This is a genomic window from Microbacterium sp. GXF7504 (genome assembly GCF_054798235.1).
Window position 1 is genome coordinate 538,741 of the sequence record NZ_JBSJZI010000001.1, and the last position, 21,930, is coordinate 560,670.

Consider the following 21,930-nt stretch of genomic DNA (forward strand, 5'->3'; position numbering starts at 1 on the left):
GTCACGTAGCGAAGTCAGAACGCCGCCACGGAGCGCTGTTATTCACAGGCGTGTCGGGTGCCGACTCCGCAGTTGTGCACGCGCGCGGGACGCACGCGGCGGGCCGTGCACAGACGCGGATGCGGCGGCGCGCCGCGTCAGATGACCTCGGCGGACCAGGGGTCGGGGTTGCCGTAGCGGTGCGCGGTGATGGAGATCGCCTGCTCATGCAGGAACGGCAGCAGCTCGAGCCGGCCGGCGGTCGTCACCGCGCCGTCGTACACGGCGAGGTCGGGGTCGCCCTCGGTCGCCTCCGCGAGCGCGGCGCGCAGGCCCGCGACCGCATCGGGGTCGCCGATGAGCCGCGCCCGCGAGGGGCGGTCGGCGCGCTCGAGCATCCGCTGCAGCCAGTCGCCGTCCGACTCGACCGAGACCGACACCCCGGCGTCGCCGAGCGCGCGGCGCACCGCAGCGGGCAGGCCCGTCGCCGTCGACAGCAGGAACCCGGACCCCGAGCGGATGCCGGCGACCACGACGCGCAGCACCTCCTGCAGGTCCGCGCCGGCCACCGCGCGCACCGCCACGTCGACCGGCCGGTAGCGGAAGAGGTTCCGCTCGACGCGGAGCTTCGAGGCGTCCTTCACCTGCCCGAACTCGCGGTCCCACTCGACCGCGTCCGAGAGCGCGGCCCGCCTGAGCCACTCGAACCGCTCGTAGTCCAGCGAGGGCTGCGCGGCCTCGATGATCGTCGTGATGCGGGAGTCCAGTCCGCGCAGGTGCAGGGTCGGCGAGGGCGCGCCGGCGTTCGTCGGCCGCCACGAGCCGAGGCCGACGAGGTAGTTCGGGCCGCCCGCCTTCGCGCCCGCGCCGACCGTGGAACGCTTCCAGCCGCCGAACGGCTGCCGCTGCACGATGGCGCCGGTGATCCCCCGGTTGACGTACAGGTTGCCGGCCTGCACCTCGTCGAGCCACAACCGCAGCTCGTCCGGGTTCTGCGTGTAGAGCCCGGCGGTGAGCCCGTAGTCGACGGCGTTCTGCAGTTCGATCGCGGCGGCGAGCGAGGGGGCGTGCATGATGCCGAGCACCGGCCCGAAGAACTCCTCCCGGTGGAATCGCGATCCCGGCTGCACGCCGGAGCGGATGCCGGGTGTCCACAGCCGGCCCGCGTACTCCGGTCCGCCGTCGAGCTCGCGCGGCTGCACGACCCACTTCTCGTCGGGGTCGAGTTCGGTCAGCGCCCACTTCAGCTTGCCGGTGGGCGCCTCGATGAGCGGCCCGACCTCGGCCCGCGGGTCGGTGGGCGGGCCCACGCGCAGCGACGTCACCGCATCCACGAGCTGCCGGGCGAACCGCTGCGAACGGCCGACCGGTCCGACGAGGATCGCGAGGGACGCGGCCGAGCACTTCTGACCGGCGTGGGAGAAGGCGCTGCGGACGAGGTCGCCGGCGGCGAGGTCGAGATCGGCCGAGGGGGTGACGATCATGGCGTTCTTGCCGCTCGTCTCGGCCAGCAGCGGCAGGTCGGGGCGCCAGGAGCGGAAGAGCGCGGCGGTGTCCCAGGAGCCGGTGAGGATGACGCGGTCCACCTGCGGGTGGGAGATGAGCTCACGCCCGAGCTCGCCCTCCTCGATGTCGACGAGGCGCAGCACGTCGCGGGGCACGCCCGCGTCCCACAGCGCCTCGGCGATCACCGCGGCGCAGCGCCGGGCCTGCGGGGCGGGCTTGAACACGACGCCGGAGCCCGCGGCGAGCGCGGCGAGCACGCCACCGGCGGGGATCGCGAGCGGGAAGTTCCACGGCGGGGCGACGACGGTCAGCCGCGACGGCTGGAACACGGCGCCCTGCACCCGGTCGAGCTCGCGCGCGGTGGCGGCGTAGTAGTTCGCGAAGTCGACCGCCTCGCTCACCTCGACGTCGGCCTCGGCGAACACCTTGCCGGTCTCGGATGCGGCCACCTCGATGAGGACGCCGCGTCGCTGCTCCAGCACCCGCGCAGCCTGCTGCAGCACGACGGCGCGGTCGGCGGCGGGGAGCGCGCCCCAGGCGACGGCGCCGTCGCGCACGGCGTCGATGACGCGTTCCAGCTCGTCGGCCTCGGTGACCCGTGCCTCCCCGATGACGGCGTCGCCGGCGGCGGAGGTCTCGACCCGGTCCAGGATCGCGCGCGCCCACTCGCGGTTCTGCGGCAGCGCAGCATCCGAGTCGGCGCTGTTGCGGAAGCCCGGGGCGCCGGTCGCCTTCTCGCCGGATTCGCGCGGCGAGAACACGGCGGTCTCGACGAACTGCGCGCCGCCGAACACGATGCGCGCGTCGTCGGGGTCGTCGTCCGCGGCGGCCGCGGCGATGCCGAGCACGGCCTGGGTGAGTCCCTGCGCCTCGTCGTCGGTCGCGGGTTCGCGCAGGATCGCGGGCTCGGCGGTGTCGGCGCCGACGCGGTCCTGGGTACGACGCGGGCCGGCGCGCAGCGCCGGATCGGCGGCGCGCTCGACCGAGGCGAGGAACCGGTCGCGCTCGCGCTCCCAGAGGGACTCGTCCTCGGCGAGGTCGAACGCGGCGGAGAGGAAGTTGTCGCTGGATGCGTTCTCCTCCAGGCGCCGCACCAGGTAGCTGATGGCGACGTCGAACTCGTCGGGCGCCACGACCGGCACGTACAGCAGCACGTGGCCGACCTCGGCGGCGACCGCACCGACCTGGCCCTGGGCCATGCCGAGCAGCATCTCGACCTCGATGCGCTCGCGCACCCCGCGCTCGCCCGCGAGCAGCCACGCGTAGGCGATGTCGAAGAGGTTGTGTCCGGCGACGCCGACGCGCACGGATGCGGTGTGCTCGGGCGTGAGCGCCCAGTCGAGGCAGCGCAGGTAGTTCGCGTCGGTGTCGAGCTTGCTGTCGTAGGTGGCGACCGGCCAGCCGTGCATGACCGCATCCACCCGCTCCATGGCGAGGTTGGCGCCCTTCACGAGCCGCACCTTGATCGATGAGCCGCCGTCGGCGACCCGCTGCGTCGCCCACGCGGTGAGCTCCTGCAGTGCGGGCAGCGCGTCGGGGAGGTAGGCCTGCAGCACGATGCCGGCTTCGAGCCGCGCCAGGCGCGGGTCTTCGAGGAGCCGGGTGAACACCGCGATCGTGAGGTCGAGGTCGCGGTACTCCTCCATGTCGAGGTTGATGAACGTGCCGTCCTGTGCGGCGTCGAGGTAGAGGGGCAGGAGCCGGGCGACGACGTCGTCGACGACCTCGTCGAAGGCCCACATGGTCATGCGGCCGGCGATCGCGGACACCTTCACCGAGACGTAGTCGACGTCGGGGCGGCGGATGAGGTCGTGGATGCCGGCGAGCCGGCGTCGGGCCTCCTCGTCGCCGAGCACGGCCTCGCCGAGCAGGTTGAGGTTCAGCCGGGCGCCGGACTCGCGGAGCTTCGCGATCGCGGGGCCGAGCTTCTCGGGGCGGGCGTCGACGACGAGGTGGCCGACCATCTCGCGGAGGGCGCGGCGTGCGATCGGGACGACGGGGGCGGGGAGCGCGGGCGCGACGACGCCGCCGGCGCGCACCGCGGAGCGCAGGTGCCACGGCAGGAAGTCGGGCACGAGCGGGGCGATCCGGCGCAGCTGCGCGGCCGCGGCACTGAGGCTCTCCGGGCGCATGACGCCGTCGACGAACCCGATCGTGAACGGCAGGCCGTTCGGGTCGCGGAGCACACCCGCGAGGCGCTGCGCGGCAGCATCCGCCTGCACCTCGGCCGACTCGCGCACCCACCGCCGCGCGAGCTCGACCGCCTGCTGCGCACGCTCCGGTGCGGCGGCGGTCTGGGGGGATTCCACGGTGCGGTCGTCGGACGCGTCGGCCATGCGATCAGCCTACGTCCGGGGCGGTCGCCCGGGCCGGAGCCGGCGGGGGTGCGGCGCGGGCGGGGTCAGTCCCAGACACTCGGCGCGGGCTGCCGGGTCGAGGGCAGCGACACGTCGTCGGCCCAGCGCAGCATCCACTCCTCCGGCTGCGGGACGGATGCGGGATCGGCGCCGACCGCCTCGAACATCTCCGACATGCGGAGCACGCCGCCGGACTTGCGCAGGAAGCGGCCGCGCACGAGCACCTGCGCGTAGATCTCGCCGCCGACGACGGCGCGGTGCTCGATGTAGACGGCGCGGTCGTCGGCGGCGACCACCCGCGTCTCGACGTCGAACCGCTGCCACAGGTGCAGGGACTTGCGGTACGTGATGGTCTGGTTGGCGATCACGGGGTACCAGCCGTTGCGGTCCATGACGTCCCAGATGCCGGTGCGCACGAGCATGTCGAACCGGCCGAGGTCGAACAGCGACAGGTAGCGGCCGTTGTTCATGTGCCGGACGAGGTCCAGATCGGTAGGGAGCGTGGTCAGCCGGATGCGGCCGACGGCGAGCAGGTCGATGTCCCCCTCGCGCCGGTGACGGCGGCGGGAGCGCCAGAGGGTGAGGAGGGTGCGCCAGATCACGTTCACGGGGATGGATCGTACTGACGCGCCGTCCCCACCCGGATTCGTTTGTCGATGGGCGACAGTCGGGTCAGGCCCGTTCGACGCCGAGACGGATGACGGCCCACGACAGCGGGGGCAGGCTCGCGCGCAGCACCCCGTCCTCCACGCCGACACCCTGGAGCGGTACGAGCCCGACGTGGTCGGGTGCGTCCTGCGTGTTGGCGGCGGTCCGGTCGGCGCCCTCGGGCACGGTGAGCACCTCGGCGCCCTCGATCCCGGTGACGCCGAGTCCGCGCAGTTCGAGGGTGAGGTCGGCGGCGTCGTCGAGCGAGCGGTTGGCGACGAACAGGGCGACCCGGCCGTGCTCCTCGTCCCACGTGGCGGCGGCGTCGACCGTGTCCACGTCGCCGAACTTCGCGGTGTGCGTCTGCGAGGAGTCGACGGCGAGGCGCAGGATGCGGCCGCGGGCGAGGTCGGCGATGCGGGCGAACGGCCAGAAGATCGACTGCCGCCAGGCGGGGCCGCCCTCCTCGGACCGGATCGGGGCGATCACGTTGACGAGCTGCGCCTGATTCGCGATCTTCACCCGGTCGCCGTGCCGGAGGAGGGAGTGGAGGAAGGTGCCGACGACGACCGCATCCGTCACCGAGTAGGTGTCCTCGATGAGGCGCGGGTGCTCGCGCCAGCCGCGGGCGACCTGGTGCGGCTGGTCGTCGGTGTCGAGGCCGTGCTGGTACCAGACGTTCCACTCGTCGAAGGAGATGTCGACCTGTTTGCGGTGCTTGCCGGCGGCCTTCACCGCGTCGATCGTGGCGACGACGCCGTCGATGAAGGCGTCCATGTCGACGGCCTCGGCGAGGAACGACGCCGCATCGCCGTCGTGCTCCTGGTAGTAGGCGTGCATCGAGATGTAGTCGACCTCGTCGTAGGCGTGGGTGAGCACGGTGTGCTCCCACGATCCGAAGGTCGGCATCTGCCGGTTCGAGGAGCCGACCGCGACGAGCTCCAGGTCGGGGTCCACGAACCGCATGGCCTTCGCCGTCTCCTGCGCGAGCCGGCCGTACTCGTGGGCGGTCTTGTGCCCGATCTGCCAGGGACCGTCGAGCTCGTTGCCGAGGCACCAGAGGCGGATGTCGAACGGCTCCGCCGCGCCGTTCCGGCGCCGCAGGTCGGACCAGTACGTGCCCCCGGGGTGGTTGGCGTACTCGACGAGCGCCCGTGCCTCCTCGACACCGCGGGTGCCGAGGTTCACCGCCTCCATGACCTCGACCTGCGCCTCGCGCGCCCACTCGACGAACTCGTGCAGGCCGAACGCGTTCGTCTCGATCGTGTGCCAGGCGCCGTCGAGCCGACGGGGCCGGTCCTCGACCGGGCCGACGCCGTCCTCCCACAGATACCCGGAGACGAAGTTGCCGCCCGGGTAGCGGACGACGGTCGGGCCGAGCTCGCGCACGAGGGCCAGCACGTCGCGGCGGAACCCGCGCTCGTCCGCCTGCGGGTGGCCGGGCTCGAAGATGCCGGTGTAGACGCACCGGCCCATGTGCTCGACGAACGAGCCGAACAGCCGGCGTGGCACGTCGGCGACGGTGAAGTCGCGGTCGATCACGATGCGGGCGCGGGTCATGGTTCTCCTCGGGGGATGGACGGTCTGCGGGCGGATGCGGCGGTGGGATGCGGACGGGTCACTGCCCGCCGAACCCGGTGGTCCCCACGCCCCGGACGATCTGCTTCTGGAAGACCAGGAACACCACGATGAGCGGCAGCGAGGCGAGGACGGCCTGCGCCATCACCTGCGCGTACTGCACGCCGTAGGCGCTGATCACGGTCTGCAGTCCGACCGGGAGGGTCATGAGGAAGGTGTCGTTGATGATGAGGAACGGCCAGAGGAAGTTGTTCCAGGCGGTGATGAACACGAAGATCGCGACGGCGCCCATGATGCCGCGGGACAGCGGCAGCACGATGGACCAGAAGACGCGGAGGCGTCCGGCGCCGTCGACCCGCGCCGCCTCCTCCAGCTCGATCGGCACGGCGTCGAAGAACTTCTTCAGGATGAACACCATCGGCGGCACGACGATCTGCGGCAGGATCAGCCCCCACGGGGTGTCCACGAGGTTGAACGCGAGCATCTCGTGGAACAGGGGGATGATGAGCACCTGCGGCGGGATCACGATCGAGACGATCACGACCGCGTAGAGGGCCTTCCGCCCCGGGAAGTCGAGCCGGGAGAACGCGTACGCGGCGAGCGCAGAGATCGCGAGGGTCAGCAGCGTGATCACGGCGGAGGTCCACAGGCTATTCCCCGCCCAGATCCACACGTTCCCCTGCGCGAGGATCGACGCGAACGCGTCCAGGGTGACCCCGTGTTCGCCGATCCAGGCGGTGCCGCCCGCGGCCGCATCCGTCTCGGTCTTGAACGCGGTGGCGACCGCCCACAGGTACGGCAGCAGCCAGCCGACGGCGAGCACGATGAGCACGAGGAGCGCGAGCACCCCGCCCGGACGGATGCGGCGGCCACCGGTGTGCCCGGCCCGACCACGGGTCGTCTTCCGGCCCTGGGTGAGCAGGGTGCGGGTCTGCGTGGCGGTGCTCATGCCCGCTCCTCCCCTCGGCGGCGCATCGTGAGCGCCTGGAGCACGCCCAGGATCACGATGATGGCGAAGAAGACGTACGAGATGGCGGCCGAGTACCCGAAGCGGTAGCTCACGAACCCGGTCTCGTACACGTACTGGACGATGGAGCGGGTGGTCTCACTCGCCACCCCGCCGAGCATCTGGTACGCCTGGTCGAACAGCTTCAGCGAGGCGAGCACCTGCAGGATCGCGATGAGGACGGTGATCGGCCCGAGCTGCGGCAGGGTGATCGACCACAGCTGCCGCCAGCCGCCGGCGCCGTCGAGGGATGCGGCCTCGTACTGCTGCTCCGGGATGTTCTGCAGCGCGGCGAGGTAGAGCAGGAAGTTGAACCCGACCGTCCACCAGACCGTCGCGATGACGATCGCGTACATGTTGGTGTCGGGGTTCTGCAGCCAGGCCAGGGGTTCGAGGCCGAACCACTCGAGCACCCCGTTCGCCGCGCCGATCTGCGGGTTGAAGATCCACACCCAGATCTGCGAGATGACGGTGGAGGCGAGCAGGTAGGGCATGAAGAACGACAGCCGCCAGAGCCACTGTCCGGGCAGCCCGCGGTGCACCAGCAGCGCCATGACGAGCGCGAGGAGCACGAGCGGGATCGTGGAGAGCACGGTGAACCACGCGGTGTTGCCGAGTGAGCGCCACATCGTCGGGTCGCCGAGCGCCTCGACATAGTTGTCGACGCCGACGAAGCGGCCGCCGGCACCGGTGAGCGACTGGTCGGTGAAGCTCAGGTAGAGCCCGTGGACGAGCGGCCACACCAGGAAGAGGAAGAACGCGACCAGGAACGGCGCGAGGAAGAGCCAGGCGACGCCGTACTCGCGTCGCCTGATCGACGACCGACGGGTGCTGCGGGCAGGGTCCAGCACCTGGGTGCCGCGGTCCGCGGGGAGGGTGGCGGTCATGCGCGGCTCCCGTCGGGGTCGGCCGGGTTCGGCGTGGTGAGTTTGCGGTCGATGCCGCGGCGGAATCGTTCCAGCGCCTCGGCCGGATCGTCCCCGCGCAGCAGGACGTTCTGCACGGCGGCGCCGAAATCGGCGTAGAACTGCGAGCCGGGGCCGGTGAACCACGCGGACGGGTCGTACCGCACGAGCTCCGCGGCCTCGGCGTAGTGCGCCTGCGGGAGCAGGTCGGCGTACTCGGGCGACTGCGTGACCGGGAGGAACGCGGGGATGTGGCCGGCCTCCGCCCAGCCGAACGAGCCCTTGAGCAGGTCGGCCACGAACCGGTAGGTGAGCTCGCGCGACCGCTCGTCGGGCCGCTCCTGATGCGGGAGGGTGAGGGCGTGCGAGTCCGCGTACACCGCGGGTGTGCCGTACAGGGTCGGGATCATGGACGCGTCGAACGGGAGCCCCTGCTCCTGCATCGTGCGCAGCTCCCACACGCCGGTGAGGAAGATGCCGCTCTTGCCGGTCGCGAACTCGGCGATGCCCGACTGGTAGTCGTTCTGCCGGGCGGCGATCTCGCCGTCGAGAAGCTGCTGCATGAACCGCAGCGACTCGACGCCGGCGTCGTCGTCCATCTCCATCGGCCCGCCGTCGGGCAGCCCGATCTCCAGTCCGTGCTGCGTGTACAGGGTGTAGAACAGGCGCCACATCTGCGCGCCGTCGCCGAGGTAGCCGAACGAGAGACCGTACTTCTCCGAGACCCCCGCGACCGCGCGTGCCACCTCGAGGAACTCGTCGGGCGAGGAGACCGGCAGCATCCGACCGTCCGCATCCAGTACACCGGCCGCGTCGCAGAGGTCGGTGTTGTACATCATGACGAAGGGGTGGGCGTCGAGGGCGATGCTGAACAGGTCGTCACCCGCGAACCCCTTCTCCCAGATCGCGGCGGGGAACGCGGATGCGTCGACGCCGAGGCCGGCGAGCCGGTCGAGGTCCCACGGATCGAGCAGTCCGCCGGGGGCGTAGCCGACGACGCGGGACGCGTGCATGACCGCGACGTCGGGGGCACGACCGCCCGCCGCCGCCATGGCGAGCTTCGTGTAGTACGGCTCGCCCCACGCGAGGACGGTCGGGCGGACGCGGTAGTCGCGCTGCGCCGCGTTGACCTCGTCGATGAGCCCCGACATGGTCACCCCGTCGGCGCCCGAGAGCAGGTGCCAGAACTGCAGGGTGCGCGCGTCGGGTCCGCCGGGGCCGGCGGGCGCACAGGCGGCGAGGGCGGCCGTGCCCGAGAGCGCGGCGGCGAGGGCGAGGAACTGTCGCCGTGAGAACACCGGTGGTGCGGTCATCGTCACTCCTTCGTGACACATCCGTGGGGGGAACGGTGCGACCACGTTACATCGATGTAATCGCGCGCGGAAGGTTTCCACAGGTCGGCGGATCAGGCCCGGCGGGTACTCCCCCGCACATGCAACGTGTGCGGCACCGTGACCTCGCGCGGCGGGGCCGTCGGGTCCTCGATGCGCTCGGTGAGCAGGCGCACCGCCGCCTCCGCGAACGCACGACGGTCGAAGCCCACGCTCGTGAGCGCGGGCGAGGTGAACCGGGCGAGTTCGACGTCGTCGAACCCGGTCACGAGCACGTCGTCCGGCACGCGCAGCCCCGCCTCGTGCAGCGCGTGCACGGCCCCCACCGCGATCGAGTCGGTGAACGCGACCACGGCGTCGAACGCCGCCCCGCGCCGGAGGAGCTCGGATGCGGCCGCCGCACCGCCGGCCATGTCCCACGGCTCCGTGTCGATCTCCAGCGCGGGATCCGGCCGAAGCCCGGCCTCCGCCAGCGCGTCGTGGACCCCTGCGAGCCGCAGGCGGCTCGTCGCGGTCGCGGCGTCGGCCCCGGTCACGCCGCCGATGACCGCCACGCGGCGGGCGCCGCATCCGATCACGTGCGCGGCGGCGTCCTTCGCCGCCTGCCGGCTGTCGATCCGCACCCGGTCGGTGCGGTGGTGCTCGACCTCGCCGATCAGCACGGTCGGCGGGAGCTCCTCGGCGTGGTCGACGATGCTGTCCTCCAGTCGCACGGGGTTGAGGATCAGCCCGTCGACGAGGTGGGCCCGTGCCCGCGACAGCAGGTCCTGCTCGCGCTGCGGCCGGGCGGCGGTCTCCTCGATCTGCACGGCGAGGCGACGTTCGTGCGCCGCCTCGACGATCGCGTGGAGGAGGTCCGCGGAGTACGCGGTGGCGAGGTCGGGCAGCGCGACCGCGATCGTCCCCGAGCGCCCGCTGCGCAGCCCCCGCGCACTGAGGTTCGGCACGAAGTCGAGCGAGCGCATCGCGTGCTCGACCCGCTCCCGCGTCTCGGCCCGCACCGGGATGACGCCGGTGAGCACGTTCGAGACCGTCTTCGGCGAGACGCCCGCGAGGGCGGCCACGTCCTTGACCGTCGCCCTCGCCCGTCCCATGCCCCTCAGGATAGGTCGCGCCCGACCCGATTTCGCGACCCACGGGGGTCCGCGTAGAGTCTGCGCATGAACGCCGAAATGACCGCTGACGTCATCGTCCGCCCCGTGCGCGACGTGGATGCCGAGGCCCTCGGTCGTGTCCACGCCCAGTGCTGGCACGAGACGTACGACCACCTGATCAGCAAGGCCGCCCTCGAGCGGGTCTCACCGAGGAGACTCGCGGAACTCTGGACCCACTGGGCCCTGCAGGGCCCGGAATTCCGCATGAGCGCCGCGCTCGTGGACGGCGAGATCGTCGGGTTCGTGGGCTCCGGCCCCGCCCGTGACCGCGACGCCCCGCGCACGCGCGAGCTGTACTTCCTGTACATGCTGTCGCAGTACCACGGCACCGGCCTCGGCCAGCGGCTGTTCGACGCCGCGATCGACCAGGACGAGCCCGCGTACCTGTGGGTCGCGGAGGACAACCCCCGCGCGCACGGGTTCTACAAGCGGAACGGGTTCACGCTCGACGGCGCCACCCACACCGAGCCGTTCCTGGGCGAGACGCTCACCGAGGTGCGCTTCGTCCGCTGACGGCTGACCGCCGCCGCGCACGCGCGCGCGCCGTCGTCATGATCGCCGAGACTGCATCTGCGCGCCGAGACAGCGCGGCGCGCAGATGCAGTCTCGCGGTCCGTCAGAGCGAGGTGCGCTGCGCGATCAGGGTGACCGGCTCGAACGGGGCGACCGGCTCGGGCTCGACCATGTTGCCGGCGAAGAAGTCGGACAGCTCGTCGCGCGCGGACAGCGGCAGCACCGCGGCCACGTACTGGTCCGGACGCACCACGACGATCGCGCCCTCGTCGCCGATCTCGCGGTCGCGGTGGATGTCGCGACCGTGCCCGGCCGAGAAGATCTGGTTGATGTCGACCAGCCCGAACGGTGCCTTCACCGGCTTGAACGCGTCCGGCACCTGGTGCGGCTCCACCTCGGTGTAGTCCTGGCGGTAGATCACCTTGGTGTCGAACACCGCGTCCGAGTCGCCGTCGAGCGGGGTGTACCGCACCCGCGGCGACGCCGGGTCGTGCTGCCACCAGGCCGCGAACTCCGCGGTCGGGGTGCCCTCCAGCGCCGGGGCGGCAGCATCCGCGAAGACGTACACGCGCCAGCGGCCGTCCGCCTCGTGGGTGTGACCGAGGTGCCGCCAGCGGTTGTCGGCGCGGCGGATGACCTCCGCCGACTTGAAGCGCTTGCCGACGGGGAAGCCCGGGGCGAGGTGCTGGTACCGGTCGTCGAGCGTGATGAGGTTCGGCGTGTACTGCGTCATGAAGCCCGCGGGGAACTCCATCGTCTTCACGTAGTAGCGCTCGAGCTCGGCCGGGTCCTCCCACTCGTCGACCGGCTTGGCCATGAGCGACGACCACTCCTTGTCGAAGTCGATGAGGTTCTGCGCGACGACCTTCCGCTCCTCGGCGTAGGTGTCCAGCAGCGACTCCGGCGCGCGGCCCTCGAGCACGGCGGCGAGCTTCCAACCCAGGTTGAAGCCGTCCTGGATCGACACGTTCATGCCCTGCCCGGCCTTCGCAGAGTGGGTGTGGCACGCGTCGCCCATGATGAACGCGTGCGGGTGGCGGACGCCGACCTCCTCCGGCGGCACGTCGTCGAACCCGTCGGTGATGCGGTGCGCGACCTCGTACACCGACCACCACACGACCGCGCGCACGTCGAGCGTGTACGGACGCAGGATGCGGTTCGCCTTCTCGATGATGGCCTCGATCGGCGTGGAGCGGACCTTGCCCGCATCCTTCTCGTCGGTCTCGCCGAGGTCCACGTACATGCGCACGAGGTACTCGCCCTCGCGCGGGATGAGGAGGATGTTGCCCTCGTCGTGCGACTGGATCGAGCACTTCACCTGGATGTCGGGGAAGTCGGTGTTGACCATGACGTCCATGACGCCCCAGGCGTGCAGCGCGGCCTCGCCGTGGAGGCGGTGGCCGAGCGCCGCGCGGACGGCGCTGCGCGCACCGTCGCCGCCGACGAGGTACTTCGCCTTCACGACCTGCTCCTCACCGGTGCGGGGGCCGGCGACGTACCGGATGCGGGCCGAGACCGGGTACGCGGCCTCGGGGTCGATCTCACAGCCGACGAACTCGACGCCGTAGTCGGGCACGACCCGACCGGGGGCGCGCTCGGCGTCGCGGAGGAAGTAGTCGAGGATGCGCGACTGGTTCACGTAGATGTGCGGGAACTCGCTCATCCCGGTGGCGTCGTCGGGCGCGCGGGAGGAGCGGACGATGCTGGTCGGGTCGTCGGCGGAGGGCTTCCAGAAGCACATCTCGACGTTCCGGTACGCCTCGTCGATGACCTCGTTCGCGAAGCCGAACGCCTGGAAGGTCTCGACCGAGCGCGCCTGGATGCCGTCGGCCTGGCCGACCTCGAGCCGGCCGGGCCGCTTCTCGATGGCGCGGACCGCGACCGAGGGGAAGCGCGAGAGCTGTGCGGCGACGACGGATGCGGCGGGGCCGGTGCCGACGATGAGCACGTCCATCTCGTCCGGGATCTCGGTGGGGCGGTCGATCCCGTGCCCTGCGGCCGGCTTGATGCGCGGGTCGCCCGCCTCGTAGCCGCGGTGATGGATCTGCATCGTTCCTCCTCGAATGTGTCTCTATAGTTGCTACACTGTTACAAGTATCGGAATAGACGATACCTCGACGACGAGGTTCCGGCAACGAGGAGGCTGCTGTGGCGGAGACCGGTTCACAGACGCTCGCACGCGGGCTGACCGCGCTCACCCTGATCGGGGAGGCAGCGACGCCGCTGTCGGTGCCCGAGGTCGCGGACCTCCTGGGCGTGCACCGTTCGATGGCGTACCGGCTCGTGCGCACCCTCGAGGACCTCGGGTTCGTGGTCCGCGACGGCGCCGGGCTCCTGCACGTCGGCGCGAAGGTGGTCTCCCTCGCCCGCGGCGTCTCCGGCGATCTCGCCACGGTCGCGGCGCCCGAGCTCGCCGCCCTCGCCGACGACCTCGGCATGACCGTGTGCATCGTCACCTACGACGGCGCGGAGGCCGTGACGCTCACATCGTCCGAGCCCCGGCGCGACGGCGCGACGCTCGCGCAGCGTCCGGGCAGTCGGCACTCGATCGACGCGGGTGCGCCCGGCCGGGTGATCCGCTCGCAGCTGCGGCCCGAGCAGCATCCGCCCCTCCGCTACGAGACGAGCCACGACGAGATCATCGTGGGCGTCTCGTCGGTCGCGGTCCCGCTGCCGCTGGGCGCGCACGCCCCCGCCGCACTCGCGGTGATCTACCTCACGCAGGATCTCGACACGGATGCGGTCGCCACCGCCCTCGAGCGCACCGCGCACCGCATCGCCCGCCTCGTCCGCTGACCCGCCGACGCTGACGCCGAACCGCGAGACTGCATCTGACCGCCGAGACTTCGGGGTTACCCCGCTGTCTCGGCGACAGGATGCAGTCTCGCGGTCCTTGCGGTCCTTGCGACGGGTCAGCGGGAGCTGACGGAGCCGAAGAGGCGGGCGATCGGGGCGAGCACCAGCGGCCGGGCGGCGACCCAGGATGCGGCGATCACGACCATCGAGGCGACGAAGATCCAGAACCCGGTCCAGTTCACGGCGTCCTGCGCCGCGTACATGTGGTTGAGGTTGCGGAGGGCCCCGGTGGCGAACACGAGCGCGACGTGCACGATGATGAACGCGACGAAGTACAGCATCACCGGGAAGTGCACCGCGCGGGCCCACTCGATCGGGTAGGCCTTGCTCAGCGCCGCGGCGTTCTTGGGCCAGATGCCCGACATGCGCACACCCGTCAGCGCCGCGAGGGGTGCCGCGATGAACACGGTCGTGAAGTACGCCAGCTGCTGCAGCGAGTTGTAGTTCACCCAGCCGTTCTCGGTCGGCCAGTCCAGCGACACGTACTGCAGCGCCGCCGACACGGCGTTCGGGAACACCTCCCAGCTGGTGGGCACGAGCCGCATCCACTGGCCGGTCACGAACAGCAACACGACGAACACGACGCCGTTGACCAGCCACAGGATGTCGAGCGACTGGTGGAACCAGATCGTCAGGCTGATCTTGCGCTTGCTGTTCCACTTCGGCGTCCAGAACGCGTCCGGCCGCTTCTCGTTGCGGATCCGCAGACCCGACCGGATGATGAGCACCATCAGGAACACGTTGAAGAAGTGCTGCCACCCGATCCACGCCGGCAGCCCCACGGGCGCAGCCTCGGGCAGGTGGTACTCGCCCGGGTAGGTCGCGAGGAAGTCCTGCAGCGGCTCGAGCGAGATGAGCCACCGCACCGCGAGCACGACCATCGCCGCCGCGAACAGCAGGCCGAGCCCGCCGACGACGACCGCGCCGGCCCACTGCGCCTTCGTGAACGGACCGATCCGCTCCGGCTCGGGCGCCGGCGCCGGGCGCGTGAAGGCGTACTTCCCCGGGAACACCGACGGCGTGAACGGCAGCGGCCCCGACGGCTCGGGCTGCGCGGCGACGGATGCGGCCGGCGCGAGCTCCTGCCCCGCGGGCGCGGACGCGGGTGCCTCGACCGGCGCGGATGCGGGCACGGGTGCCTCGACCGGTGCGGGCGCCTCGACCGGCGCAGCGCCCGGCGCGCCGGCCGGAGCCGGTTCACCTGTCGCCTGTTGCGGCTCCGCACCGCCGGAAGCGACAGGCGAAGCGGGTACGGCGATGTGCGGGACGAAGTCGGCGGGCGGCCAGGGCTCGCCGCCGGGTGTGCGCGGCAGCCCGCGGCGCACGGCGACGTCCGCGGCCGGAACGGATGCGGCGGGGGCCGCGACCGGCGCAGCCGTGGGCGCACCAGGGGTGGCCGATTCGGGCGCGGCCGCGGCAGCCGGCGCCGTCGCCGCGGGCGCGGCAGCGGCAGGAGTCGGCGCTGCGGCAGCGGCAGGAGCGGGGGCTGCGGATGCGGGCGGCCACGGCTCGCCGCCCGGGACGCGCGGCAGGCCCCGGCGCAGCGTCACGCCGACCGGCGCGCCGCCCCCCGCGGGCGCGGCGCTCGCGGCAGGCTGTTCACCTGTCGCGATCTGCGCCTCGAAAGCACCGTTCGCGACAGGTGAGGCACCAGGCGCCCCGGCAGCGGGCGCAGCCGCCGGCGCGGCCGCCGGAGCAGCGGGACCAGCCGCAGCCGGCGCCACGGCCTCAGCGGCAGCCACGGGCTCGGCCTCAGCCGCATCCGCGCCGGGGACGGGGGTGCCTTCGGGGGGCCAGGGGGCGCCGCCGGGCGTGCGGGGCAGACCCCGCCGCAGGGTGCGTGCGTAGGTCGCCACGGGTTACGCCTTCTTCGCCTCGAGCGCAGAGATGAGCTGTGGCACGACGGTGAACACGTCGCCGACGACGCCGAAATCGGCGATGTCGAAGATCGGGGCGTCGGCGTCCTTGTTGATCGCGACGATCGTCTTCGCCGTCTGCATGCCGGCCTTGTGCTGGATCGCGCCCGAGATGCCGAGCGCGACGTACAGCTGCGGCGACACCGACACACCGGTCTGGCCGACCTGGTACGACTGCGGCACGTAGCCGGCGTCGACCGCGGCGCGCGACGCTCCCACGGCGGCGCCGAGCGCGTCGGCGAGCTGCTCCACGAGCGCGAACTTCTCCGCCGACTGCAGGCCACGGCCGCCGGAGACGACCTTCGCCGCACCGCGCAGCTCGGGGCGGGTCGAGACCGCCTCGACCGCGTCGGTGGACTCGACGGATGCGGCGGGCTTGCCGGACGCGGCGATCTCGAGCGGGTGCACGACGAGCGGCTTCGCCTCGGCGCGGGCGTCGATCGCGCCCTGCCGGACCGTGATGACCGGTGCGCCGAACGTGGACGACGCGGTGACGTTGTACGAGCCGCCGTAGACGGAGTGGTGCGCGACCACGCCGAGGTCGTCGCGGGAGAGGCCGACCGCATCCACGGCCAGCGCCGCACGCGACCGCGCGGCGAACCGGGCCGCGGCGTCGCGACCGTCCAGCGACTGCGAGGCGAGCACCGCGTCGGGCTGCACCAGCGCGGCGGCCGCGGCCAGCGCGTCGACCGCGCCCACGCCGAGCCCGTCGCCGGGGGCGGCGGTCAGCACGGCGGCGGCGCCGAGGTCGGCGGCCTCCTGCGCGAGCGCGTCGGCGTTCTCCGCGACGATGAGCGCCACCGGGGTGCCCACCTGCGATGCGCCGCCGAGGAGGCCGGCGGCGGACTTCGCCAGTGCACCGGATGCGGTCACGTCCAGCAGGACGAGGATCGAGTCGTTCGCGAAATCAGTCATTCCACACCCCTCAGACCAGGCGGTTCTCGGCCAGGAAGTCGGCCAGCTTCTGGCCGGCGTCGCCCTCGTCGACGATCTTCACGCCCGCGGCGCGGGCCGGCTTCTCGTTCACGGTGAGCATGATGGAGCGGGCCGCGGCCGGGTCCATCGGGTCGATGCCGAGGTCGGCGAGCGTCAGCGTCTCGAACGGCTTCTTCTTCGCCGCCATGATGCCCTTGAAGTTCGGGAACCGGGCGTCGGGGAGCCGCTCGGTGATCGAGATGACCGCCGGCAGGGCCGCCTTCACCCGCTGCGTGCCGCCCTCCACGGCGCGCTCGCCGGCGACCGCGTCCTCGGCGAGCTCCACGCTGTTCAGGCCCGACGCGAGCGGCACCCCGAGGAGCTCGGCGACCATGGCCGGCACGACGCCGCCGGAGCCGTCGGTGGACTGGTTGCCCGCGATCACGAGGTCGAACCCGGTGCGCTGCAGCGCGGCGGCGAGCACCTCCGCGGTGAGGACGGTGTCGGCGCCGGCGAGCTGCTCGTCGACGACCTGCACGGCCGACGCGGCGCCCATCGCGAGGCCCTTCCGCACCGTCGCCGCCGCCGACTCGGGCGTCATCGACAGCACGACCACCTCGGTGCCCGCGTGCTTGTCGGCGTACGACAGTGCGACCTCGAGGGAGCGCTCACCGATCTCGTCGAGCACCGCCTCGCTCGCGGCGCGGTCCGCGAGTCCGGTCTCGAGGTTGAGCTTGCGGTCTCCGTAGGTGTCGGGGACTTCCTTGACCAGCACGACAATCTTCACGTAGCACTCCTCACGCCGGTTGCGAGTCTATTGAGTTCACGAGCATTCACCGAACACGCTATGGAGCGTCCGCGCGCGCCCGAAGTCGATCGTCGACGGGAGCCAAAGCGGGCCCCCTCCGGGCCGGGTGCGGCCTGTCGCTTCCCCACAGCATCCGTCACGGGAGCACCGCCGGGCGGAGGTCGACGGCGATGCCCGCGGCGTCGGCGGCCTCCCGCAGGAGCGCGGGCACACCCTGCGCGAGCGATGCGCCGAAGGCGTCGCCGGGGGTCTCGCCGTCGAGCCAGCGCGTGTGGATGGCCTCGCAGAAGACCGCGGCCTTGAACAGGGCGAGCGCGCGGTACCAGTCGAGGGCCGACACGTCGGCGCCGGTGCGCTCGACGTAGCGCGCGACGAGCTCGTCCCGCGTCGGGAACCCGGGCAGGCGGGTCACCGGCGTGAGTTCGAGCGGGGTCGCCCGTGCACCCGGTTCGGCGTAGGTCGCGACGAAGTAGCCGAGGTCGGCGAGCGGGTCGCCGAGCGTCGCCATCTCCCAGTCGAGGACCGCCAGCACGGATGCGGGTGCACTCGGCGCGTACATGAGGTTGCCGATGCGGTAGTCGCCGTGCACGACGCTCGCCCGGGCGGAGTCGGGCAGGTGGTCCGCCAGCCAGGCGGCCATGGTGTCGACGGCGGGGATCGCGCGCCGGGAGACGGCCGGCCAGAGGCCGGCGAACCGGTCCACCTGACGGCGCAGGTATCCGTCAGGGCGCCCGATGCCGGCGATCGCGGGCCGGGTGACGTCGACGGCGTGCAGGGCGGCGAGCGCGTCGACCGCGGCGTAGGCGAGGCGTTCGCGGTCGGTCGGCGCGTCGAGCAGGGCGGGCATCGCGTCGGTGACGACGAGCCCGTCGAGGTGCGCCATGAGGTAGAACGGCACGCCGAGGACCGCCTCGTCCTCGCACACGTCGAGCACGCTCGGCACCGGGACCCCCGCCTCGCCGAGCGCCCGCAGGATGCGCGCCTCCCGCACCATGTCGTGGGTCGAGGGCGGGAACGGCGGGCGTGGGCCGCGGCGCAGGACGACGCGGCGGTCGCCGAGGTCGAGCAGGAACGTGACGTTCGAGTGCCCGTCGCCGATGCGGGTCGCCTGGAGCGTCGGCACGGCGAACCCGACGTCGCGCAGGTACGCGCGGAGCGGTTCGAGCACGAGCAGCGGCGGCTGCGGCAGCTGCGCCGCCACGGCGCTCGTGGCCACGATCTCACTCACGAGGTCGCCCCGGTCGCGCGGGCACGGGCCTTCGCCGCCCGCCGCGCGATCGCCCAGCGGTGCGTCTCGCTGGAGCCGTCGTAGATGCGGAACGGGCGCACCTCGTTGAGGTACTGGATGAGGGGCAGCCCCGAGCTGACGCCGTCGCCGCCGCAGAGCTGCACGGCACGGTCGATGACCCGCCAGATCGCCTCGGAGCAGTGCACCTTCGCGATCGACGACAGCGCGGCCCCCGCCCGCGGGTCGTCCTCGAGCGCGCGGGCGGTGCGGTCGATGATCGCGTCGGAGGTCTCGATGTCGATGGCGCTGTCGGCGACGAGCGACTGCGCGACCCCGAGGTCGCGGAGGCGCTCCCCGAACAGCTCCCGCTCGTTCGCGCGGTCGAGACAGATGTCGAACGCCCGCCGCGCGAGCCCGAGCCAGCGCATGCAGTGGGTGAGGCGGGCCGGCCCCAGCCGCACCTGCGCGTAGCGGAGCCCCTGCCCGGGCTCGCCGAGCACGTCCTCGTCCGGGACGAACACGTCCCGGTACGCGACGTGGGGGTGTCCCCCGGCGATGGCCGCCTCCACCGTGCCGATCGACGGGCCGACCATGACGCCCGGGGCGTCGAAGGGCACGAGGAACATCGTGGCCCCGGCATCCGCCCCCTCCCCCGTGCGCGCCATGACGATCGCGAACGCGGCGAGTTCGGCGCCGGAGATGAAGCGCTTGGCGCCGTCGAGCACCCAGCCGCCGTCGACGCGGCGGGCGGTGGTGCGCAGCGCGGCCGGGTCGGACCCGGCGCCCGGATGCGGCTCGGTCATCGCGAAGGACGAGCGCACCTCCCCCGCCACGAGCGGGCGGAGGTACCGTTCCTGCTGCGCCGGCGTCGCGACGCGTTCGAGGAGCGACATGTTGCCCTCGTCCGGTGCCATGCAGTTGAGCACGGCCGGGCCGATGGGCGAGTAGCCGGCCGCCTGGAAGACGGGCGACCACTCCCGCAGCGGCAGCCCGAGCCCGCCGACCTCGACGGCCGCGTGCGGCGCGTACACCCCCGCCGCGCGCGCCTTGGCCCGGAGGTCGGCGAGCACGTCGTCGCGGAGCGTCTCGCCCCACCCGGGCTCGGCGGGCACGACCGTCTCCCCGATGAACGCCCGCGTGCGGCGGGCGAGGTCGGCGCTCATGCCGTGCCGCCCGCGTTCAGCAGCCCGCCGTCGAGGGTCAGCACCTGCCCGGTGACCCAGCCGGCACCGTCGCCGCACAGGTAGGCGACGGCGTCCGCGACGTCCTCCGGGGTGCCGAGGCGACCCATCGGGTAGGCGGCCGCGACCTCCTCCTCCCGGCCCTCGTACAGCGCGCGCGCGAACGTCGTCTTGACGACGGCGGGGGCGACCGCGTTCACCCGGATGCGGGGTGCGAGCTCCACCGACAGGGTGCGGGTCAGGTGGCTCACGGCCGCCTTGCTCACGCCGTACCAGCCGATGCCGTGGGAGGGGACGTCGCCGGTGACCGACGAGAGGTTCACGACGGCGGCGCCGGGCCGGTCGCCGAGTCCCTGCCGCACGGCCGCCTGCGTCCAGGCGAGGGTGCCGAGCACGTTCACGTCGAGGACCTTCCGCGCGGCGTCGAGGTCGAGGTCGACGAGCGGGCCGTAGACGGGGTTGATGCCGGCGTTGTTCACGAGGATGTCGATCCCGCCGAACGCCTCCCGCATCCGCTCGAACGTCTCCGCGCGGTGCGCCGGGTCGTCGGCGGCACCGGCCACGCCGATCGCCGAGCCGGCGGGCAGCCCCGCGACCGCCTCGGCCAGCGCGTCCTCGTGACGGGCGGTGAGACACACCTGCGCACCCCCGTCGACGAGCCGCCGTGCGATGCCGAGGCCGATGCCCCGGCTGGCGCCGGTGACCAGCGCCACCCGCCCCGAGAAAGCTGCTTCCGTCATGGCATCTCCTTCGATGACACGTTGAATTCCGATTCAAAGATAGTGCCCGGCACCGCCGGTGTTGCCGCATCCGCTTCGGACTTGCGTCGGCAGAATTCTAATGCATAATAAAAACGAGCCGCGACGAAGCGGCGGGAAGGGCGAGAGCGATGGCGCTGACCCGCGACCTGTACGAAGAAGAGCACGAGCAGTTCCGCGAGATCGTGCGGGAGTTCGTCGAACGCAATGCGAGACCGCACGCGGAACGCTGGGACCGCGAGGGGAAGGTCGACCGTTCGCTGTTCACGCAGGCGGCCGAGGCCGGCATCCTCGGGTACGCGATCCCCGAGGAGTACGGCGGCGGCGGCACCGACGACTTCCGGTTCAACGCGATCATGGGCGAGGAGCTCGCCCGCACCCCCGTCTCGAGCGGGATGGCCGGCATCTCGCTGTCGAACGACATCGTGATCCCGTACTTCACCGACCTCACGAACGAGGAGCAGAAGGCCCGGTGGCTCCCGGGGATCGCCGCCGGGGAGAAGATCGTCGCGGTCGCCATGACCGAGCCCGGCACCGGCAGCGACCTCGCCGGCATCCGCACCTCCGCCGTGCGGGACGGCGACGACTACGTGGTCAACGGGTCGAAGATCTTCATCTCGAACGGCCAGAACGCCGACCTCGTCGCGGTGGCCGTGCGCACCTCCCCCGACCGCCACCGCGGACTCAGCCTGCTCGTCGTCGAGGACGGGATGCCGGGGTTCAGCCGCGGCCGCAACCTCGACAAGTTGGGACTGCACGCGCAGGACACGAGCGAGCTCGTCTTCGAGGACGTCCGGGTGCCGGCCGCGAACCTCCTGGGCGCGGAGGGCGAGGGCTTCGCCGGGCTCATGCGCAACCTGCCGCAGGAGCGGCTGTCGATCGCCGCCGCGGCCGTCGCGTCCACCGAGGGCGTGCTCGAGCGGACGATCGCGTACGTCACCGGCCGGGAGGCGTTCGGGCAGCCGATCGGCTCGTTCCAGAACACGCGGTTCGAACTCGCCGACATGACGACGACGACCGCGGTCGGGCGCGCCTTCGTCGACCAGGCGATCAAGCAGCACGTCGCAGGGGCCCTCTCGCCCGTCGACGCCGCCGCCGCGAAGTACTGGACGACCGAGCACTACGTCGACGTCGTGAACCGCTGCCTGCAGCTGCACGGCGGCTACGGCTACATGCAGGAGTACCGCATCGCACAGGATTACCTCGATGCGCGGATCACCACCATCTACGGCGGCACGACGGAGATCATGAAAGAGATCGTCGGCCGGGACCTGGGACTTTAGGAGCACTC

Annotated in this window: 17 protein-coding genes; 3 read left to right on the plus strand and 14 right to left on the minus strand. The window is 72.2% G+C overall.

Annotated features, from left to right (window positions below; translation table 11 throughout):
- Nucleotides 1–137: 137 nt before the first annotated feature.
- The 7 genes from ACWAUO_RS02545 to ACWAUO_RS02575 all read right to left on the minus strand — a co-directional run bounded on the left by ACWAUO_RS02545 (nucleotide 138) and on the right by ACWAUO_RS02575 (nucleotide 10,404).
- Nucleotides 138–3,821: a proline dehydrogenase family protein gene (locus ACWAUO_RS02545; protein ID WP_460772782.1), complete on the minus strand. Its 3,684-nt coding sequence runs from the start codon at nucleotides 3,819–3,821 to the stop codon at nucleotides 138–140.
- Between the two features lie 65 nt (nucleotides 3,822–3,886).
- A complete protein-coding gene (locus ACWAUO_RS02550) occupies nucleotides 3,887–4,450 on the minus strand; it encodes an acyl-CoA thioesterase (RefSeq protein WP_460772783.1) in 564 nt (187 codons plus the stop codon).
- Between the two features lie 64 nt (nucleotides 4,451–4,514).
- Nucleotides 4,515–6,050, minus strand: coding sequence for an arabinosylfuranosidase ArfA (arfA, locus tag ACWAUO_RS02555; protein WP_460772785.1), 1,536 nt, complete (start codon nucleotides 6,048–6,050; stop codon nucleotides 4,515–4,517).
- A 58-nt stretch (nucleotides 6,051–6,108) separates the two neighbouring features.
- A complete protein-coding gene (locus ACWAUO_RS02560) occupies nucleotides 6,109–7,017 on the minus strand; it encodes a carbohydrate ABC transporter permease (protein ID WP_460772786.1) in 909 nt (302 codons plus the stop codon).
- Nucleotides 7,014–7,961 carry a carbohydrate ABC transporter permease gene (locus ACWAUO_RS02565; protein ID WP_460772788.1) on the minus strand — a complete coding sequence of 316 codons (948 nt, stop codon included), beginning with the start codon at nucleotides 7,959–7,961 and terminating at the stop codon, nucleotides 7,014–7,016. The genes ACWAUO_RS02560 and ACWAUO_RS02565 overlap by 4 nt, the downstream gene beginning before the upstream one ends.
- Nucleotides 7,958–9,292 (minus strand): extracellular solute-binding protein, encoded by a 1,335-nt coding sequence (locus ACWAUO_RS02570; protein ID WP_460772789.1) that lies wholly within the window; start codon nucleotides 9,290–9,292, stop codon nucleotides 7,958–7,960. Before ACWAUO_RS02570 ends, ACWAUO_RS02565 begins: the two co-directional genes overlap by 4 nt.
- 92 nt (nucleotides 9,293–9,384) lie before the next feature.
- Nucleotides 9,385–10,404: a LacI family DNA-binding transcriptional regulator gene (locus ACWAUO_RS02575; protein ID WP_460772791.1), complete on the minus strand. Its 1,020-nt coding sequence runs from the start codon at nucleotides 10,402–10,404 to the stop codon at nucleotides 9,385–9,387.
- A 66-nt stretch (nucleotides 10,405–10,470) separates the two neighbouring features.
- On the opposite strand from ACWAUO_RS02575, the gene ACWAUO_RS02580 reads away from it, so the two are divergent.
- Entirely contained in the window at nucleotides 10,471–10,977 is a 507-nt protein-coding gene (locus ACWAUO_RS02580; protein ID WP_460772792.1) for a GNAT family N-acetyltransferase, read from the plus strand.
- A 103-nt stretch (nucleotides 10,978–11,080) separates the two neighbouring features.
- Here the strand turns inward: ACWAUO_RS02580 and ACWAUO_RS02585 are convergent, their stop codons facing one another.
- Nucleotides 11,081–13,027, minus strand: a complete 1,947-nt coding sequence (locus ACWAUO_RS02585) for an FAD-dependent monooxygenase (protein ID WP_460772794.1) — start codon at nucleotides 13,025–13,027, stop codon at nucleotides 11,081–11,083.
- Between the two features lie 98 nt (nucleotides 13,028–13,125).
- On the opposite strand from ACWAUO_RS02585, the gene ACWAUO_RS02590 reads away from it, so the two are divergent.
- Nucleotides 13,126–13,773 (plus strand): IclR family transcriptional regulator, encoded by a 648-nt coding sequence (locus ACWAUO_RS02590; protein WP_460772796.1) that lies wholly within the window; start codon nucleotides 13,126–13,128, stop codon nucleotides 13,771–13,773.
- A gap of 116 nt (nucleotides 13,774–13,889) precedes the next feature.
- Here the strand turns inward: ACWAUO_RS02590 and ACWAUO_RS02595 are convergent, their stop codons facing one another.
- The 6 genes from ACWAUO_RS02595 to ACWAUO_RS02620 all read right to left on the minus strand — a co-directional run bounded on the left by ACWAUO_RS02595 (nucleotide 13,890) and on the right by ACWAUO_RS02620 (nucleotide 20,621).
- Entirely contained in the window at nucleotides 13,890–15,383 is a 1,494-nt protein-coding gene (locus ACWAUO_RS02595) for a cytochrome b/b6 domain-containing protein (protein WP_460772798.1), read from the minus strand.
- Between the two features lie 309 nt (nucleotides 15,384–15,692).
- Nucleotides 15,693–16,664, minus strand: a complete 972-nt coding sequence (locus ACWAUO_RS02600; protein ID WP_460772800.1) for an electron transfer flavoprotein subunit alpha/FixB family protein — start codon at nucleotides 16,662–16,664, stop codon at nucleotides 15,693–15,695.
- A 10-nt stretch (nucleotides 16,665–16,674) separates the two neighbouring features.
- Nucleotides 16,675–17,451, minus strand: a complete 777-nt coding sequence (locus ACWAUO_RS02605) for an electron transfer flavoprotein subunit beta/FixA family protein (RefSeq protein ID WP_460772801.1) — start codon at nucleotides 17,449–17,451, stop codon at nucleotides 16,675–16,677.
- 157 nt (nucleotides 17,452–17,608) lie between these two features.
- Nucleotides 17,609–18,700: a phosphotransferase family protein gene (locus ACWAUO_RS02610; protein WP_460772803.1), complete on the minus strand. Its 1,092-nt coding sequence runs from the start codon at nucleotides 18,698–18,700 to the stop codon at nucleotides 17,609–17,611.
- Nucleotides 18,697–19,863: an acyl-CoA dehydrogenase family protein gene (locus tag ACWAUO_RS02615; RefSeq protein ID WP_460772804.1), complete on the minus strand. Its 1,167-nt coding sequence runs from the start codon at nucleotides 19,861–19,863 to the stop codon at nucleotides 18,697–18,699. Before ACWAUO_RS02615 ends, ACWAUO_RS02610 begins: the two co-directional genes overlap by 4 nt.
- Complete coding sequence (locus ACWAUO_RS02620; protein WP_460772806.1) at nucleotides 19,860–20,621, minus strand: SDR family oxidoreductase; 762 nt, start codon at nucleotides 20,619–20,621, stop codon at nucleotides 19,860–19,862. The genes ACWAUO_RS02615 and ACWAUO_RS02620 overlap by 4 nt, the downstream gene beginning before the upstream one ends.
- A gap of 155 nt (nucleotides 20,622–20,776) precedes the next feature.
- Here ACWAUO_RS02620 and ACWAUO_RS02625 point away from each other — a divergent pair, with 155 nt between their 5' ends.
- Nucleotides 20,777–21,922, plus strand: coding sequence for an acyl-CoA dehydrogenase family protein (locus ACWAUO_RS02625; protein ID WP_460773281.1), 1,146 nt, complete (start codon nucleotides 20,777–20,779; stop codon nucleotides 21,920–21,922).
- Nucleotides 21,923–21,930: the final 8 nt, after the last annotated feature.